This window comes from Christiangramia sediminicola (assembly GCF_031344135.1).
Classification (GTDB): Bacteria; Bacteroidota; Bacteroidia; order Flavobacteriales; family Flavobacteriaceae; genus Christiangramia; species Christiangramia sediminicola.
Window position 1 is genome coordinate 356,800 of sequence record NZ_JAVJIU010000002.1, and the last position, 16,195, is coordinate 372,994.

Here is a 16,195-nt window from a genome sequence, read left to right on the forward strand (position 1 = left end):
AGCTATTACATGACCCTGTTTTTTTATTTGATCATTGCGCTTATTACCTTTTTCGCTTTTCTGCATGCCTGGGTGAAAAAAGATTATGATATAAGCCGCACGGTAGTTATTAATAAACCTCGCGAGGAGGTTTTTACTTTTGTAAGACAGCTTAAAAATCAGCCATTATGGAATCCATGGTTCCAAAGGGACCCAAATGCGATCATGAAATATAAAGGCGATGATGGTAAAGTTGGTGCTAGTTTTTACTGGAAAGGGAATGGTAAGGCCGGTGAAGGAATTCAGAGAATTACTAAAGCGAAGCAGGGGAGAGTTTACGAAACAAAAATCCTTTTTATTAAGCCTGTGAAAGTAAATGCTCTAACTTACGTTGGAGTAAAAGAACTGGAATCTGAAAAGACTAAAATGGTTTGGGGAACAAGGGGTCATTTGGCTTTCCCGTTAACCATTATCAGTATTTTCTATTCGCCAGAAAAAGCTCTGGGTGATAATTTTGATCAGGGATTAAAGGATCTGAAAAAATTACTTGAAAGTCGCTAGTTCTTCTGAAGAACTTTATATTCTTCGTAGCAGCTGTTAATTGCATCCAGAATTTGAAGGTCATTCGCCGTTCTCATGAAATCTTCTGAATAATTACAGTTATTTAGAATTTCATCAATCTCAGCGCGATTTACCTGGAGCAAGGCCATTAAAGTTTCCCTGTCGAATTTATTTCTAAGTAACTCACGAATATTGTCATCCTTCTTCATCTGTCTTAGCTTACGCATTTGCTTAGGCCTTGTTCCGAAGATATTATAAACGAGATCTGCAGGATTGGAAAGTGATCTTAAAGCTTTTGTAACAGCACTTGGAGAACCATCGCCACCTTCATAAGCACTGTTTAATCCAGAAATACTATACCTGCGATTGTCGTAAATAGGAATATTCTTAGCATCGATCTCCAGGTACCCGGTAAGATTTACAGAGTTAACCGTAACTTCCTCAAGGGCGAAGCCTAACTCGGTCATTTTAACCTTTACATTGCCGTATTTCAGCCAGTCATTAGTGACACGAACACGAATAGATCTAAATCCAAGATAAGAAAAATATAAGGTGTCATTTACTGTAGCCTGAAGTTCAAACTCGCCATTTTCGCCGGTTACTGCGCCTTTTACCTGGTTCAGGTTTACAATATGAACGTTTTCAATTGGCTTATCGTTTGCAGCATTCATTACAGTTCCTGTAACAATATCCTGTGCAGACATGATCCCTGTAGTAAGGAGTAAAAATAGGAGTAAAGCGTTCTTCATAACAATCAGGGCTAAAAATATAAAATCCTTATAAAAAACAATGCCAAACTTGTAGATTAAGTTTGGCATTAATTTTATTGATTAGGCTTTAGACCTTCTTCTCTTAACTGAGTTTTCGATATTCTTATTTCGGCTTCCTTTTCTAGGACCCTTCTTGTTATTTCTATCAGAGCCTTTTCTTTTTCCGAATTTACCTCCGTTACCATTGTCATTGAAGCTTTTGCCGTTTCTTTTTCCGCCACCGCGTTCTCTCTTTCGGCCACCTCTGTCAGATTTCTGGTCTTTAGTAACTTCTACATTTACGAATCTTCCGTTATGGTTGAATTCGCTAAAAGTCTTCAGAATAAGGTCTGTGTGTTGCTCATCTGTATTGAAGAATGAAAAACTCGCTTTTACATCAACTTTAAAGACATCGTCTCTTCCTAGATTTAATTGCTCTTTAAGGAAATCCTTAAGGCTCATCCAGTCAAAACCATCTTTAGAACCAACATTGATAAAATATCTGGTATTTCCTTCTGAAACTACCGGTCTTCCGCCAACTGTTTCTGAACTAAGATCTGGAGCCTTCTGGTAATAGTTGAAGAATCTTGTAAATTCTACAGAGAAGAATTTTTTGATCAATTCTTCTTTTGTGAAATCTTCAAGTGCTTCGTTAATTGTTGGAAGATAAGGATCAATTTCATGGTTGATCTCAGTCTTCTTAATATCGTTCGCTAAATGGAATAGCTGAGTTTTACAGATCTCCTTACCATCAGGAATTTCTTTCTGCTCAAAGCTCTGCTGAATGATCTTCTCAATAGTTCTAATTTTACGAACTTCACTTTTAGAGATGATCACCATAGAAACCCCGCTTTTTCCAGCACGTCCAGTTCTACCACTACGGTGCGTATAGGTTTCGATTTCGTCTGGAAGCTGATAGTTGATCACGTGTGTAATATCATCAACATCAATACCACGAGCAGCTACATCTGTTGCAACAAGCATCTGGATCTGGCGGGTTCTAAAACTCTTCATCACCAAATCACGCTGATTCTGACTTAGATCTCCGTGTAAAGCTGCGGCATTGTATCCATCTTCGATAAGCTTTTCAGCTACCTTTTGAGTATCTCTTTTTGTTCTACAGAAGATCACTGAGAAAATATCAGGATTTGCATCTGCAAGCCTCTTTAAAGCATCGTAACGATTACGGTGATTTACCAGGTAATATTCATGAGAGACATTAGAAGTTCCCATGTTCTTAGATCCAACGGTAATTTCTATTGGATCTTTCATAAATTTCTTAGCGATCTTTGCTACCTCTTTAGGCATAGTCGCAGAGAACAACCAGGTTTTCTTTTCTTTTGGAGTATGAGAAAGGATGCTTTTGATATCCTCATAGAATCCCATATTCAACATTTCATCAGCCTCATCCAGCACACAGTAACCTATAGAAGAGATATTTGCAAGATTTCTTCTAATCATATCCTGCATTCTTCCTGGTGTTGCTACAATGATCTGAGCTCCTCTTTCAATAGATCTTGCCTGGTCTGTAATACTGGCTCCACCATAAACAGCAACTACATTTAAAGATTTTTTATACTTAGAGTAGTTCTTGATCTCATTCGTGATCTGTAAACAAAGTTCTCTGGTAGGCGATAAAATTAAAGCCTGAGTTTTCTTTGAATTAGGATCTATTTTTTGGATAAGTGGAAAACCAAAAGCGGCAGTTTTACCTGTTCCGGTTTGTGCTAGAGAAACAAGATCTGTTTCCTGTTGTAATAATAAAGGGATTGATTTTTCCTGTACTTCACTTGGAGTTTCAAACCCTATGTCTTCAATGGCCTTAAGCAAGTCTGCGTCAAGTCCAAGTTTTTGGAATGCGTTCATTCTTTTAAATAAGTATTCGATTATTTTATGTAAGTGTTACATAAGAAGCGAATCGACATACTTAAACCTAAACTTCCAGTAACACATCCTCACCCTGAGGAATTTTTCAAGCGGCAAATGTACGCTTTTATTTCGGACTATCGATTAATTTGAATTTTTATTAAATATCTGAAAATCAGCAATTAAATAATTCTCTGGCTCTTTGAAATTTTTATTTGCTAAGATAATCTACTAATTCTCTGAAAGCGATACCTCTATGGCTTATTACAGCTTTCTCGTTCATCTCCATTTCAGCGAAGCTTTTAGAGTGATTCTTTGGTTGGAAAACTGGATCATATCCAAATCCGCTATTCCCTTGTTTTTTCTCCAGGATCTTTCCTTCGCAAATTCCTGTGAATAGATTCTGATTGCCTTTAAGGTTTAGGGCGATCACGGTTTTAAAACGAGCACTTCGGTCATCCCTTTTCTTTAACTGGTCCAGCAGTTTTTCAATATTTGCTTCATCATTCTTTTCTTCGCCAGCATACCTGGCCGAGAAAACTCCCGGAGCCCCTGCGAGCGATTCTACTTCCAGCCCGGTATCATCAGCAAAACAATCGTAGCCATAATGGTTTCGAACATAATCTGCTTTGATCATGGCATTTTCATCGATGGTGTCGCCCGTTTCTTCAATATCCTCCTCACAGCCTATATCTGTAAGCGATAATAGTTCTATATGAGATGGCAACATACTTTTGATCTCTATGAATTTATTCGGATTATGGGTTGCAAAAACTAATTTCATGGTAATTTATCTATGGTGATATGGTTCGTTCTTTAAAATGGTAAAGGCTCTGTATAATTGTTCGGTAAAAAATAATCTAACCATCTGGTGGGAAAATGTCATTTTGGAAAGGGATATTTTCGAATCTGCTCTTTTATATACTTCTTCAGAAAAACCGTAAGGGCCGCCAATTACAAAGATCAGTCTTTTTAAACCTGTGTTCATTCTTTTCTGAATATATTCTGAAAATGCTTCTGAACTAAACTGTTTACCATTTTCATCCAGGATCACCAGAAAATCTGAATTCTGAACCCCCTGAAGGATCAAATCGCCCTCTTTCGATTTTTGCTGATTCTCGTCCAGGTTCTTTGTTTTCTTGAGATCTGGTATGATATCGAGTTCAAATTTTATATAATGTTGTAATCTATCTGAATACACTTTGATTAGGTTTTCCAGTTCTCTTTTATCTGTTTTTCCAATACAGACTAATTTTATCGTCATCCCGTGAATTTAGTACAGACTTTACTACATTTACAAAAATAAGCAGAGAAAATGATCTCACCGGAACAATTTGAAAAAGAAATTGATTTAATTATTAAAAATGCAATAAGGGAAGATGTTGGCGATGGAGATCACAGTTCCCTGGCCTGTATTCCTGAAAGTGCCACCGGCAAGGCAAAATTGCTTGTGAAAGACCAGGGAATACTGGCAGGAGTGGAATTTGCAAAAAGAGTTTTCCTTTATGTGGATCCAGATCTTAAAATCGATATTAAGCTAAAGGACGGTGAAAGTATTAAAAGAGGAGATATTGCTTTTTACGTAGAAGGTTCTTCCCAATCAATTTTGAAAGCCGAAAGACTTGTTCTGAATGCTATGCAGAGAATGAGTGCTATCGCCACAAAAACTTCAGAATTTGTTCAGAAACTGGAGGGAACCAAAACAAAGATTCTTGATACTAGAAAAACTACTCCGGGAATTCGTGCTCTAGAGAAGTGGGCAGTTAAAATAGGTGGAGGAGAGAATCATCGTTTTGCCCTATATGATATGGTTATGCTAAAAGATAATCACATAGATTTTGCCGGAGGAATTACCAAAGCTATAGATAAAACCAAAGCTTATTTAAAGGAAAAGAATCTTGACCTTAAAATTATTGTAGAGGCAAGAGATATGAATGAGATTAGGGAGATTTTAAAATCTGATGGCATTTACAGGATCTTGATCGATAATTTTAATTTTGAAGATACCCGTAAAGCTGTTGATTTGATCGATGGTAAATGCCTAACTGAATCCAGCGGAGGAATTACCCTTGAAACGGCAAAAAGCTATGCGGAATGTGGCGTGGACTATATTTCCAGTGGAGCCTTAACGCATTCTGTCTATAATCTTGATCTGAGCTTAAAAGCCGTTTAGTATGGCCCCAAAAAAAGCGATCAAATCTAAACTTGAGGAATTCTCTGATTGGTGGAAAAGAAAGACCAAGAAGATCATTCTACCAGGGCTTGAAGGCTTGTCGCTTTATAATCTATGGATAATTTATTGGGGAGGTATTGTTCGCGGGACCTTTTCTACCCGGGCCAGTTCAATCGCTTTCAGTTTCTTTATGGCGATCTTTCCTTTTTTACTTTTTGTGCTAAACCTTATTCCGTATATAACTTTCATAGATGATTTTCAGATCGAGTTTCTTTTATTCATGGACACTTTGCTGCCACCAGAAACCTCAGATTTTTTCGGGAACATTTTTGAAGATATAGCCAGTACTCCTCGCGGTGGATTACTTTCTGTAGCTTTCGTGCTATCGATATTTTTAATGACCAATGGTGTGAATGCGATATTTACCGGATTTGAATTCAGCTATCATACCAGGACTAATCGATCTATTCCTCGGCAATATGCTGTGGCTGTGGGTGTTTCACTCATATTGGCACTGTTGTTGCTAATATCTGTTATAGGTGCGGTTTACCTAACTTATGCGATAGATGATCTCAGTGATCTGGGCATTGTGAACGCAGATGGTTTTGGTGCCGATCTAATTAAGTACATTGGTTTTGTAATATTGATATATACCGCAGTTGCTATTTTGTATTATTTTGGAACGAGGGAAGCCAGACAGGCGAGATTCTTTTCAGTTGGTGCTTTGTTTACCACGATACTAATAATGATAACAACAGTTTTGTTCAGTATTTACATCACTAATTTTTCAAATTATAATGAATTATACGGTTCCATCGGGGCACTATTGATTTTAATGTTCTATATATGGTTGAATTCCAATATGTTGCTTTTAGGATTTGAACTTAATGCGTCTTTAATAAAACTGAAGAAAAATTTTAAATAACTTTAAACCAATTAAAACCAAATTTATAATGAAAACATTTATCGTTGCTATTGTTGCCTTTATGAGTATAGGCGTTGTATCTGCTCAAACTGAAGTAGGTGGAGTGAATCTTCCAAATTCTGAATCTTTTCAAGGTGAAACCCTAAACTTAAATGGTGCAGGGGTTAGAGAAAAACTTTGGATAGATCTTTATGCCGGCGGACTTTATCTTGCTAAAAAATCATCTAATGCTTCAGAAATCGTTTCTGCAAATGAAGCGATGAGCATAAAATTACATATCGTTTCCAAATTGATCACCAGCGATAAAATGGTGGAAGCTGTAAACGAAGGATTTGAGAATTCTACTAATGGAAATACAAAGCCTCTAGCTTCTAAGATCGATAAATTCAAAGGTTTCTTCTCTGCAGAGATTAAGAAAAATGATGTTTTTGATATCGTTTATATTCCTGGAACCGGAGTAACTGCTTATAAGAATGATAAGGAGTTAGGTACAATTGAAGGTATGGATTTCAAAAAAGCTTTATTCGGAATCTGGTTATCAAATAAACCAGCAGATGATGACCTTAAAGAGGCTATGCTAGGTAAATAATATGAGATTTATTTTAATTCTGGTAGTTTCCTTTAGCTGTTTCAACATTGCTCATTCGCAGGAAGTTTTAGGGCGATGGGAGAATACAAATGAAGAAGGTAAGGTTAATTCTATTATCGAAATCTATGAAAAAGGAGATAAGATCTATGGAAAGGTTGACCGGATCATGAAGGAGGAAGATAGGGACAGGCTTTGTATCAAGTGCGAAGGAGAATTAAAAAATGTTCCTGTAGAAGGAATGGAATTAATGAAAGGATTGGAAAAAGATGGTGATGAATATGTTGGTGGAACCATTGTTGACCCAAAAACCGGGAAAGAATATAGATGTAAGATCTGGTTGGATGAAGATGATCCTGATGTTTTAAGAATAAGAGGTTACATCTCTGTTTTTTATAAAACCAAAACCTGGCGCAGAGCCGAATAGAAATAAATTTACTGAAAGCTGCTTTTTAAGTTTAAGTGAACTTTAAAAAACTAAAGATTCTTAATATTTTTGAATCTGATAGTTTAAAGTGATTGACTTGGAAAGCAGCTTTTTCTATTCTATAAATTAACCAAACTAAATGTCTTATTTCGCTGACCTGATCTTACCCTTACCGCTGGAGAAGCGTTTTACTTACAGTCTTACAGAGGAAGAAGCAAATTTTGTGCAACCTGGTATGCGATTGGCCGTACAGTTTGGAAAGAATAGGATTTATACTGGAATAGTTGCGATTATTCATCAAAATCCACCGGAAGTTTACGAGGCAAAACCAATTCATCAGATCTTAGATGATAAACCTTTATTAACTACAGAGCAATTAAAGTTCTGGGAATGGATAGCTAGTTATTATTTGTGTGCTGAAGGAGACGTAATGCGAGCCGCTCTACCGGGTGCATTCATGCTTGAAAGTGAAAGCATGGTAAAGCTATCCAAAGAAATAGAAATTGAATCTATCGAGTTAAATGATGATGAATACCTGGTAATCGAAGCCTTGCAAAGGCAATCTTCCATGAAGATCCAGGAAATTGAGCAGTTACTGGATCGTAAAAAGGTGTTGCCGGTTATTAATAAATTGGTCGCTAAAAATCTGGTAGATCTAAATCAGGAGATCTATGAGCAGTTCAAACCGAAAGAGATTAGGTATGTTTGTCTTAATCCGGCGTTTGAAGCTGAGGCCGAAATGCATAGATTACTAGATGAACTAAACAGGGCACCCAAACAAAGGGAAATTTTATTATCCTATTTTTCAATCACAGCAAGATCAAAAAAACCTTTGAAGGTTAAAGAGTTGCTGGAAGAAACCGGTGCAAGTAGTTCTGTTCTAAAAGCATTAATTGACAAGAAAATTTTTGAGGAATTTTACCAGGAAACTGACAGGGTTGTTTTTGAAGGTGAGATAAATCAGCATGAGATCAATCTTAACAAAGTTCAGCAAAAAGCATTTGATGAGATAAAAGAATATTTTGAAGAAGATCAGGTTTGCTTGCTGCATGGAGTGACTTCTTCTGGTAAGACCGAAATATATATCAGGCTTATAGAAGAAGCTTTAAATAAAGGGAAACAGGCTCTTTATTTGCTTCCTGAAATTGCACTGACCACTCAGCTTATTAAACGACTTCAAAACTATTTTGGGGAGAAAGTCCTGGTGTATCACAGTAAATATTCTGTCAACGAACGTGTTGAGATCTATAAAAAAGTTCTGGATAATTCAGAAAAAGGTAAGATCGTTATAGGAGCGAGGTCCTGTATTTTTCTTCCTTTTCAGGATTTAGGATTGATCGTGGTAGACGAAGAACATGAATCTACATTTAAACAATTTGACCCGGCCCCAAGATACCATGCTCGGGATGCTGCAGTGGTTCTTGCTAATATGTTCAAGGCTAATATTATACTAGGATCTGCGACTCCTTCGCTGGAATCTTATTTCAATGCTGAACATAATAAATATTCGCTGGTTGAATTAAATAGAAGATTTGGGAATGTTTTGATGCCTGAAGTGGAAGTGGTTGATATTAAAACAGCTCATCGTAAGAAAAAAATGACCGGTCATTTTTCTGAAAGGTTGATAGAAGAAATTAAGGCTAGTTTAAAGGAAGAAGAGCAGGTGATCCTTTTTCAGAATAGAAGGGGTTTTTCTCCTATTTTGGAATGCAATACCTGTGGGCATTCACCTCAATGCCCTAATTGTGATGTAAGTCTTACTTTTCATAGTCATAACAATCAATTGCGTTGTCACTATTGTGGTTACCATATTGCGATGCAGCAACAATGTATGGCTTGCGGAAGCGATGAGATCTCAACAAAAGGATTTGGAACCGAGCAGGTGGAAACTGAATTAAAAGCGCTATTTCCTAAGTACAATATTGGAAGGATGGACCAGGATACTACCAGGGGAAAGCATGGTTACGAAAAAATCATCCAGGCATTTGAAAATCATGAAACCGACATACTTATAGGTACTCAAATGCTTACCAAAGGACTTGACTTTAGAAAGGTAAGCCTTGTGGGTATTATGAATGCAGATAATCTTTTAAATTTTCCTGATTTCAGAGCTCACGAGCGAAGTTTTCAATTAATGCTTCAAGTAGCTGGTAGGTCTGGTAGAACGAAGAAAAGGGGCAAGGTGCTAATTCAAACTTATAATCCGCATCACCAGATCATTCAGCAGGTTTCCACAGGGAATTACGAAGAAATGTATAAGGAACAGTTAGAAGACAGATATCAATATCAATATCCTCCTTATTTCAGATTAATACGGTTAACCCTAAAATGCAGAGATTATTCTAAAACAAATGAAGCTGCAGAATGGTTAGCAAGAGCTTTAGAGAATGTTTTTGATCGATACGTTTTAGGACCCGAATTTCCTCCAGTGGCCAGGATCAGGAATGAATATTATAAAAATATTCTTATTAAAATACCACAAAAGCAGTCTTTAGGGAAAACAAAGAAAATGGTACACCGCATACTTACCAGCTTTAGAGCTATAGGTGCTTATCGTTCTGTGAAAGTAGTGGTGAATGTAGATCCCCAATAAAAAAGCCACTCTTTAGAATGGCTTTAATATAATTATAGGTAGTTGTTAGTTTTTTATTGAATGGCGCTAAGAGCCTCTACCAGATTCGCTTTCTTATGACGACTCAATGGTAGTTTTTCTTTATCGATCTCAATATTCTTACTGTTGTATCTTTCGATCTTTTCGAGATTAACTATATAGGATTTGTGAGTTCTTAGAAAACGTTCGCTAGGTAGTTGTTTTTCAAACGACTTCATCGTAGCTAATACTACAAAGTTATCTTTTTCGGTAACGAACTTGACGTAATCACCTAATGCCTGTATGTATTTTAACTTACTAAGAAATACCTTTCTATTCTTAAGATTACTCTTTACAAATATGAAATCATCATCTTCCGGAACCGGAGTTTGATGTTTAAGTTTATAAAGGTTTACTGCTTTATTTACCGCGTTATTAAATCTGTCTTTAGTTACCGGTTTATGAATGTAGTCTACAGCATCATAGTCAAATGCTTTAAATGCATATTTGGTTTTACCGGTTACGAATATAATTTGTGGTTTATTAGGTAGATTATCTAAAAGTTCAAATCCAGATAAAATTGGCATTTCTATATCAAGAAAGATAAGATCGGTTTCTGTGTCCAATAAACCATTCTTAGTCTCAATAGCATTATTATATTCGGCTACGAGTTTAAGGTTCGGATGGTCTTTTATAAGCTTGACGATAGATAGCCTTTGGAGGCTGGAGTCATCTACGACAGCACATTTAAGTAAAACTTCTTCCACAGTTTATAGGTTAGGTAGAAACAATATTACTCATTAAAAATAAGAAATACAAGGTTAATAATTATTTCGTCGACAAAAATAGTATTTTATCCTTCTGAATTTCCTTTGAAATAAGGAATATTAATTCTATTTTTGCACCCGATTTAATTTAAAGTGAATTTTTATGAACAATTATGAAACTGTTTTCATCTTGAATCCCGTTTTATCTGATGAGCAGATAAAGGAGACAGTTAAGAAATACGAAGATTTTCTTGTTTCTAAAGGAGCTGAGATGGTAGCTAAAGAAGATTGGGGCCTAAGAAAACTGGCTTATGCAATCCAACACAAGAAAAGTGGTTTTTATCACTTATTTGAATTTAAAGCTCCTGGTGATGCAATTGAGCCATTAGAGTTAGAATTCAGAAGAGACGAGCGTATGATGCGTTATTTAACTGTAAAGTTAGATAAGCATGCTGTAGCTTGGGCTGAGAAAAGAAGAAAACGTAACAAGGAAAAAGCGTAATCATGGCAACATCTATTGAACAACAAGCAAAAGGAAAAAAAGACGGAGAGATCAGGTATCTTACTCCTCTTAATATTGAAACAACCAAAGCTAAGAAGTACTGTAGATTTAAAAGATCAGGTATTAAGTATATCGATTACAAAGATCCTGATTTCTTAATGGGCTTTGTTAACGAACAAGGTAAATTGTTGCCTCGTCGTTTAACAGGTACTTCTTTGAAGTTCCAGAGAAAAGTGGCTACAGCCGTGAAACGTGCTCGTCACTTAGCATTAATGCCTTACGTAGGTGATTTATTAAAATAAAAAGAGGCAGTTATGGAAGTGATACTTAAAAAAGACGTAGATAATTTAGGCTTTAAAGATGACGTTGTAGCTGTTAAGAATGGTTACGGTAGAAATTATCTTATTCCACAAGGTTTTGCTGAACTAGCAACTCCTTCTGCAAGAAAGGTTTTATCTGAAACTTTGAAGCAACGCGCCTATAAAGAACAAAAGCATATTGACGAAGCTAAGAAACAAGCTGAGAAACTTAACAACCTTGAGATCAAACTTACTGCGAAAGCAGGTGCAGGTGATAAGCTTTTCGGATCCATTACAAATGGTGATCTAGCTGACGCTCTTGCTAAAGAAGGTGTAGAGATCGAAAAGAAATATATTAGCATCGCTGGTGGAAACATCAAGCGTCTAGGGCAGTACGAAGCAACTTTACGTTTTCACCGTGAGGTAGTTTCTAACTTTACTTTTGACGTTGTAGCTGACGCTTAATTTATTTTACTTATAGAATAAAGCCTGCTCATTCTTTGAGTGGGCTTTTCTTTTTAATATTCAGTATGAAATACGCAAGATTAACAAAAGAGCAGTTTGAAGAGATGCACCAGGAATTCATTAATTTTTTGGCAACCCAATCTATCACTGCAGATGAGTGGCAACAGATCAAAAAGGACAAGCCGGAAACTGCGGAAGCAGAGCTGGATATATTCAGTGATCTGGTATGGGAAGGTGTTTTAAATAAAGTGGAGTTTCTCGAGCATTTTTCACCTAACCAGATTTTCCTTTTTCATATTACAACCGCAACCATAGAACTTATTGCAATTAAGATTGAGAATGAAGCAATAGATATTACTACCAGAGAAGGTTATCAATGGTTGCAGACTAATCTTATGAATGATGCCGTTAACATTTATACTTCAACTAAGGCCATTAGTGAAGACAGGAATAAGGATATTTTTGCATTGATCAAGCAGGGTGCGAATATCACTCAGGGTGAGCTTTATGCTTATTTTAAAGATGTGGTAAACGGATAGGTTTTCGTCTATTCGTATCTAAGAGATTCAATAGGATCCTGTTTGGCAGCTTTTGCTGCAGGATAACTTCCTGCAAGAATAGCTACTAAAATGGTGATGCCTGTTGCCCAGAACATCGCTTTCCAAGGTGTGGTAAAGTCGAAATCCAGAGAAGAAGAGACCGCATAGCCTATCAATATACCTAGTAAAATTCCTAGTAATCCGCCAATCTGACCAATAACCAGAGTTTCCAGGAAGAATTGAGTTGCGATCGTATTCTTTTTAGCTCCAAGTGCCTTGCGAACTCCAATTTCGCGAGTTCTTTCGGTAACGGTTACCAGCATGATATTCATAAGCGCAATAGATGAGCCAAAGATTGTAATGATAGAAATGATCCAGGCCGCTACATTTAAAGCACCTGTGATTGAAAGTATCCTATTTATAAGATCATCACTTCTTTCAAGTCCGAAGTTATTATCTTCTTTTGGATTCAATCCGCGAATATTTCTGAAGGTAATTATGGCTTCATCCATGGCTGCATCCAGCAATTCTTTATTTTCAACTTTTACACTAAGACTATAATTGATATTTGGCTGAGAAAAAATAGAACGGGCATGCTGAATTGGAATGAAAACACGAAGATCCTGGTTGTTTCCAAAAGTACTTCCTTTAGACTCTAAAACTCCTATCACTTTAAATTTTGCTCCACGAACACTAATGGTTTTGTTTACCGGATCAAAGCCTTTAAATATTCCGTCTTTGAAATCTGAACCGATTACAGCTACATTGTTATTGTTTTCTATATCAAAGACATTGAATTCCCTACCATCTTCTACTTTAAGTCCTGAATTTTCCAGGTAATATTCATTTACTCCTAATACTGAAATTTCAGGATCTGTCTTTTCATTCTCATATTTTATTTCAGCAGAACCAGTACCTGTAAATGAAATGGCTGTTTCAGTATATGGATATTCAAATTTTTCTTCGAACTCTTTTACATCCCTGTAACTTATGATCGGATTGACTTTTTGCTCTTCATTACCAAAGCTCTGAGTTCTGAATTCATATCTCTGAAGATTGAATGTATTGGAGCCCATAGAAGCAAAATCTTTACTAATCGTATTTTCCAAAGCCGCTACGGCACTTAATATACCAACGAGCGCAGTTATACCAATAGCGATAATTAGAACCGTTAGAATGGTTCTAAGAGACTGATTCTTGATGGAATTAAGGGCGATCCTGATATTCTCCCGAAAAAGTGAAAACATGAATTAAATTTTCTGGCTTACCGGTTAGACTATAAAATTAGAACTTTGTTACTTAAAATTTCAAATTTGTTTGGGTTCGCTTAAAAATTAAGATATTTGCAATCCTATAATAGCAAATTCAGCTTAAAACAGATCATGGCACAAAAACCATCTATACCAAAAGGTACAAGAGATTTTTCACCCGAAGAAGTCGCAAAGAGAAATTATATTTTCAATACTATTCAAACAGAGTTTAAAAGATTTGGATTTCAACCTATTGAAACACCTAGTTTCGAGAATTCGTCAACTCTAATGGGGAAATATGGAGATGAAGGTGATCGCCTGATCTTTAAAATATTGAATTCAGGAGATTTTTTACGGAAAGCAGATGAAAAATCACTTTCAGAGAAGGATAGTTTAAGCTTGACTTCATCTATTAGTGAAAAGGCGTTGCGATATGATCTCACGGTTCCATTTGCCAGGTATGTTGTTCAGCATCAGAATGAAATAGAATTTCCTTTTAAAAGATATCAAATCCAGCCTGTTTGGAGAGCCGATCGCCCGCAGAAAGGAAGATTCAGAGAATTTTTCCAGTGTGACGCAGATGTGGTTGGCAGTAAAAGTTTGTGGCAGGAAGTTGAGTTCGTTCAATTGTATGATTCAGTTTTTAATAAACTCGGACTTGATGGTGTAAGTATTAAAATCAATAATAGAAAAGTGCTTTCCGGATTTGCAGAAGTGATAGGAGAGCAGGACAAGTTAATCGATTTCACCGTTGCTCTTGATAAACTGGATAAAATTGGCGAGGAAGGAGTGAAAAAAGAAATGCGTGAAAAAGGTATTTCTGAAGAGGCGTTGAATAAAATTCAGCCAATATTTAATTTAAAAGGATCTTTTGCCGAAAAGATCGAAGGTCTAAAAGGTATTCTGGAAGGTTCTGAAAACGGGCAGAAGGGTATAGAAGAATTACAATTTATCCAAAAAGCCATTGAAGAAATGCCATTAAGTGCAGCAAGGCTGGATCTTGATGTTACCCTGGCTCGTGGGTTGAATTACTATACCGGTGCTATTTATGAAGTAGCTGCGCCTGAGAATGTAAAAATGGGTTCCATTGGTGGTGGAGGTCGTTACGATGATCTTACCGGGATTTTCGGTTTAAAAGATATGAGTGGAATTGGAATTTCTTTCGGGCTTGATAGAATTTACCTGGTTCTTGAAGAATTGGGTCTATTCCCTGAAACAGTGACGGAAAATACAAAAGTTCTTTTTATCAATTTTGGAGAAAAAGAGGCCTTATATGCGATGAAAGCTGTTCGTGAACTAAGAGCGAAGAATGTCATAGCAGAGCTATATCCAGATTCTGCAAAAATGGGGAAACAGATGAAGTATGCTGATAAACGCCAAATTCCTTATACCGTTCTTGCGGGTGAGGAAGAAATGGATCAGCAGAAGTTTACCCTTAAAAATATGAAATCTGGAGAGCAGTCAAGTCTGGATATTTCAGGTCTTGCCGAGATCTTGAAATAGATACCGATAAGTAATTATAAAAAAACCTTCATTTCTTATGAAAGTTTTTTTATTTATGAGCTGGCCTGATTTAGCTTTTCCATCTCATCCCGCGATAATTCAAAGGATATAGCTTCCTTGAAAGATGTAAATTGTTCAGAATTTGTGGTTGAAGCTATTGGAGCAGTTATCCCCGGTCTTTGAATGATCCAACGCAAAGCTATTCCTGCCTGTGATTTATTTCTATGATCTGAAATATCTTTTAAATCAGCTAGAATTTTCTGGCCTCTATCGTCAAAATAGTCCTTTAAGAACATTTCACGGCTACTGCCTGAAATTTCCTTTTTTGAGGAGTATTTTCCTGTGAGAAATCCGCTGGCAAGTGAAAAATAACTGGTTACTCCCAGATGATGATCCTTGCATATTTTCAAAATTTCACCTTCAAAATCTTTTCTATTCACCAGGCTGTATTCTGGCTGAAAAACTTCATATTTTGGTAAGTTTTCCTTTTCTGAAATTTCCAGTGAATTTTTTAGTCTACTGGCTGAAAGGTTAGAGGCACCTATATATCTCACTTTACCCTGATCTATCAGCTTTTCGTAAGCTTCGAGGGTTTCTTCAATTGGAGTATTCTCGTCATCCTTATGGGTGAAATATAGGTCTATATGGTCTGTTTGAAGCCTTCTCAGCGATTCTTCTACCTGGTTCAGAATATAGGCTTTTGAAAGATTGCTGTTTCCACCTTGTTTCATACTGGAACCAACTTTTGTCGCCAACACTATTTTATGTCTGTTACCTCTGATTTTTAGGTGCTTACCTATTATAGATTCAGATTCACCACCTTTATTTCCATCTGCCCATTTCGAATATACATCTGCTGTATCTATCATATTAAAACCCATGTCCAGGAATTCATCGAGTAGATCAAAGGATTCTTTTTCATTTGTTGTCCAGCCAAAAACATTTCCTCCAAAAACAATTGGAGCAGTCTTTAAATCGGTATTTCCTAATCGTCTTAATTCCATATTTTAAATT

General features: G+C 36.4%; 18 protein-coding genes. 11 read left to right on the forward strand and 7 right to left on the reverse strand.

The window, feature by feature from the left end; genetic code table 11:
- Positions 1-9 precede the first annotated feature (9 nt).
- The gene (locus tag RE431_RS05480) at positions 10-540 is read left to right on the forward strand and encodes an SRPBCC family protein (protein ID WP_309560961.1); all 531 of its coding nucleotides are present in this window, start codon (positions 10-12) and stop codon (positions 538-540) included.
- Here RE431_RS05480 and RE431_RS05485 read toward each other — a convergent pair.
- The 4 genes from RE431_RS05485 to rlmH all read right to left on the reverse strand — a co-directional run bounded on the left by RE431_RS05485 (position 537) and on the right by rlmH (position 4,419).
- A complete protein-coding gene (locus RE431_RS05485; RefSeq protein WP_309560962.1) occupies positions 537-1,289 on the reverse strand; it encodes a carboxypeptidase-like regulatory domain-containing protein in 753 nt (250 codons plus the stop codon). The genes RE431_RS05480 and RE431_RS05485 overlap by 4 nt on opposite strands.
- Positions 1,290-1,370: 81 nt before the next feature.
- Positions 1,371-3,155: a DEAD/DEAH box helicase gene (locus tag RE431_RS05490; RefSeq protein WP_309560963.1), complete on the reverse strand. Its 1,785-nt coding sequence runs from the start codon at positions 3,153-3,155 to the stop codon at positions 1,371-1,373.
- Between the two features lie 211 nt (positions 3,156-3,366).
- Positions 3,367-3,939, reverse strand: coding sequence for a non-canonical purine NTP diphosphatase (locus RE431_RS05495; RefSeq protein WP_309560964.1), 573 nt, complete (start codon positions 3,937-3,939; stop codon positions 3,367-3,369).
- A 6-nt stretch (positions 3,940-3,945) separates the two neighbouring features.
- Positions 3,946-4,419, reverse strand: coding sequence for a 23S rRNA (pseudouridine(1915)-N(3))-methyltransferase RlmH (gene rlmH, locus RE431_RS05500; RefSeq protein WP_309560965.1), 474 nt, complete (start codon positions 4,417-4,419; stop codon positions 3,946-3,948).
- A 51-nt stretch (positions 4,420-4,470) separates the two neighbouring features.
- On the opposite strand from rlmH, the gene nadC reads away from it, so the two are divergent.
- The 5 genes from nadC to priA all read left to right on the forward strand — a co-directional run bounded on the left by nadC (position 4,471) and on the right by priA (position 9,859).
- The gene (gene nadC, locus RE431_RS05505) at positions 4,471-5,328 is read left to right on the forward strand and encodes a carboxylating nicotinate-nucleotide diphosphorylase (protein ID WP_309560966.1); all 858 of its coding nucleotides are present in this window, start codon (positions 4,471-4,473) and stop codon (positions 5,326-5,328) included.
- A 1-nt stretch (position 5,329) separates the two neighbouring features.
- On the forward strand, positions 5,330-6,253 hold the full coding sequence (locus RE431_RS05510; protein WP_309560967.1) for a YihY/virulence factor BrkB family protein: 924 nt from the start codon (positions 5,330-5,332) through the stop codon (positions 6,251-6,253).
- Between the two features lie 28 nt (positions 6,254-6,281).
- Positions 6,282-6,842: a chalcone isomerase family protein gene (locus tag RE431_RS05515; protein ID WP_309560968.1), complete on the forward strand. Its 561-nt coding sequence runs from the start codon at positions 6,282-6,284 to the stop codon at positions 6,840-6,842.
- A gap of 1 nt (position 6,843) precedes the next feature.
- The gene (locus RE431_RS05520) at positions 6,844-7,266 is read left to right on the forward strand and encodes a DUF2147 domain-containing protein (protein WP_309560969.1); all 423 of its coding nucleotides are present in this window, start codon (positions 6,844-6,846) and stop codon (positions 7,264-7,266) included.
- A gap of 139 nt (positions 7,267-7,405) precedes the next feature.
- Positions 7,406-9,859 carry a replication restart helicase PriA gene (gene priA, locus RE431_RS05525; protein ID WP_309560970.1) on the forward strand — a complete coding sequence of 818 codons (2,454 nt, stop codon included), beginning with the start codon at positions 7,406-7,408 and terminating at the stop codon, positions 9,857-9,859.
- A gap of 53 nt (positions 9,860-9,912) precedes the next feature.
- Here priA and RE431_RS05530 read toward each other — a convergent pair whose 3' ends face one another.
- Positions 9,913-10,623 (reverse strand): LytR/AlgR family response regulator transcription factor, encoded by a 711-nt coding sequence (locus RE431_RS05530; protein WP_309560971.1) that lies wholly within the window; start codon positions 10,621-10,623, stop codon positions 9,913-9,915.
- A gap of 163 nt (positions 10,624-10,786) precedes the next feature.
- Here RE431_RS05530 and rpsF point away from each other — a divergent pair, with 163 nt between their 5' ends.
- The 4 genes from rpsF (at position 10,787) to RE431_RS05550 (ending at position 12,428) form a co-directional block, all read left to right on the forward strand.
- Positions 10,787-11,125 carry a 30S ribosomal protein S6 gene (gene rpsF, locus RE431_RS05535; protein WP_309560972.1) on the forward strand — a complete coding sequence of 113 codons (339 nt, stop codon included), beginning with the start codon at positions 10,787-10,789 and terminating at the stop codon, positions 11,123-11,125.
- A 2-nt stretch (positions 11,126-11,127) separates the two neighbouring features.
- Complete coding sequence (gene rpsR / locus RE431_RS05540) at positions 11,128-11,427, forward strand: 30S ribosomal protein S18 (protein ID WP_011709002.1); 300 nt, start codon at positions 11,128-11,130, stop codon at positions 11,425-11,427.
- Positions 11,428-11,439: 12 nt separating this feature from the next.
- A complete protein-coding gene (gene rplI, locus RE431_RS05545; RefSeq protein WP_309560973.1) occupies positions 11,440-11,889 on the forward strand; it encodes a 50S ribosomal protein L9 in 450 nt (149 codons plus the stop codon).
- Between the two features lie 65 nt (positions 11,890-11,954).
- Positions 11,955-12,428 (forward strand): DUF6495 family protein, encoded by a 474-nt coding sequence (locus RE431_RS05550; protein WP_309560974.1) that lies wholly within the window; start codon positions 11,955-11,957, stop codon positions 12,426-12,428.
- Positions 12,429-12,436: 8 nt separating this feature from the next.
- Here RE431_RS05550 and RE431_RS05555 read toward each other — a convergent pair whose 3' ends face one another.
- Positions 12,437-13,675, reverse strand: a complete 1,239-nt coding sequence (locus RE431_RS05555; RefSeq protein WP_309560975.1) for an ABC transporter permease — start codon at positions 13,673-13,675, stop codon at positions 12,437-12,439.
- A 135-nt stretch (positions 13,676-13,810) separates the two neighbouring features.
- Here RE431_RS05555 and hisS point away from each other — a divergent pair, with 135 nt between their 5' ends.
- On the forward strand, positions 13,811-15,181 hold the full coding sequence (gene hisS / locus RE431_RS05560) for a histidine--tRNA ligase (RefSeq protein ID WP_309560976.1): 1,371 nt from the start codon (positions 13,811-13,813) through the stop codon (positions 15,179-15,181).
- A 53-nt stretch (positions 15,182-15,234) separates the two neighbouring features.
- On the opposite strand, the gene RE431_RS05565 is transcribed toward hisS, so the two are convergent.
- Positions 15,235-16,185: an aldo/keto reductase gene (locus tag RE431_RS05565; RefSeq protein WP_309560977.1), complete on the reverse strand. Its 951-nt coding sequence runs from the start codon at positions 16,183-16,185 to the stop codon at positions 15,235-15,237.
- Between the last annotated feature and the right edge of the window lie 10 nt (positions 16,186-16,195).

Coding starts and splice junctions, on each gene's coding strand:
- rplI (WP_309560973.1), top strand. CDS start 11,440: ATGGAAGTGATACTTAAAAAAGACGTAGATAATTTAGGCTTTAAAGAT.
- RE431_RS05520 (WP_309560969.1), top strand. CDS start 6,844: ATGAGATTTATTTTAATTCTGGTAGTTTCCTTTAGCTGTTTCAACATT.
- RE431_RS05480 (WP_309560961.1), top strand. CDS start 10: ATGACCCTGTTTTTTTATTTGATCATTGCGCTTATTACCTTTTTCGCT.
- RE431_RS05510 (WP_309560967.1), top strand. CDS start 5,330: ATGGCCCCAAAAAAAGCGATCAAATCTAAACTTGAGGAATTCTCTGAT.
- nadC (WP_309560966.1), top strand. CDS start 4,471: ATGATCTCACCGGAACAATTTGAAAAAGAAATTGATTTAATTATTAAA.
- RE431_RS05550 (WP_309560974.1), top strand. CDS start 11,955: ATGAAATACGCAAGATTAACAAAAGAGCAGTTTGAAGAGATGCACCAG.
- rpsR (WP_011709002.1), top strand. CDS start 11,128: ATGGCAACATCTATTGAACAACAAGCAAAAGGAAAAAAAGACGGAGAG.
- RE431_RS05515 (WP_309560968.1), top strand. CDS start 6,282: ATGAAAACATTTATCGTTGCTATTGTTGCCTTTATGAGTATAGGCGTT.
- RE431_RS05565 (WP_309560977.1), bottom strand. CDS start 16,185: ATGGAATTAAGACGATTAGGAAATACCGATTTAAAGACTGCTCCAATT.
- hisS (WP_309560976.1), top strand. CDS start 13,811: ATGGCACAAAAACCATCTATACCAAAAGGTACAAGAGATTTTTCACCC.
- rpsF (WP_309560972.1), top strand. CDS start 10,787: ATGAACAATTATGAAACTGTTTTCATCTTGAATCCCGTTTTATCTGAT.
- RE431_RS05495 (WP_309560964.1), bottom strand. CDS start 3,939: ATGAAATTAGTTTTTGCAACCCATAATCCGAATAAATTCATAGAGATC.
- priA (WP_309560970.1), top strand. CDS start 7,406: ATGTCTTATTTCGCTGACCTGATCTTACCCTTACCGCTGGAGAAGCGT.
- RE431_RS05485 (WP_309560962.1), bottom strand. CDS start 1,289: ATGAAGAACGCTTTACTCCTATTTTTACTCCTTACTACAGGGATCATG.
- rlmH (WP_309560965.1), bottom strand. CDS start 4,419: ATGACGATAAAATTAGTCTGTATTGGAAAAACAGATAAAAGAGAACTG.
- RE431_RS05490 (WP_309560963.1), bottom strand. CDS start 3,155: ATGAACGCATTCCAAAAACTTGGACTTGACGCAGACTTGCTTAAGGCC.
- RE431_RS05555 (WP_309560975.1), bottom strand. CDS start 13,675: ATGTTTTCACTTTTTCGGGAGAATATCAGGATCGCCCTTAATTCCATC.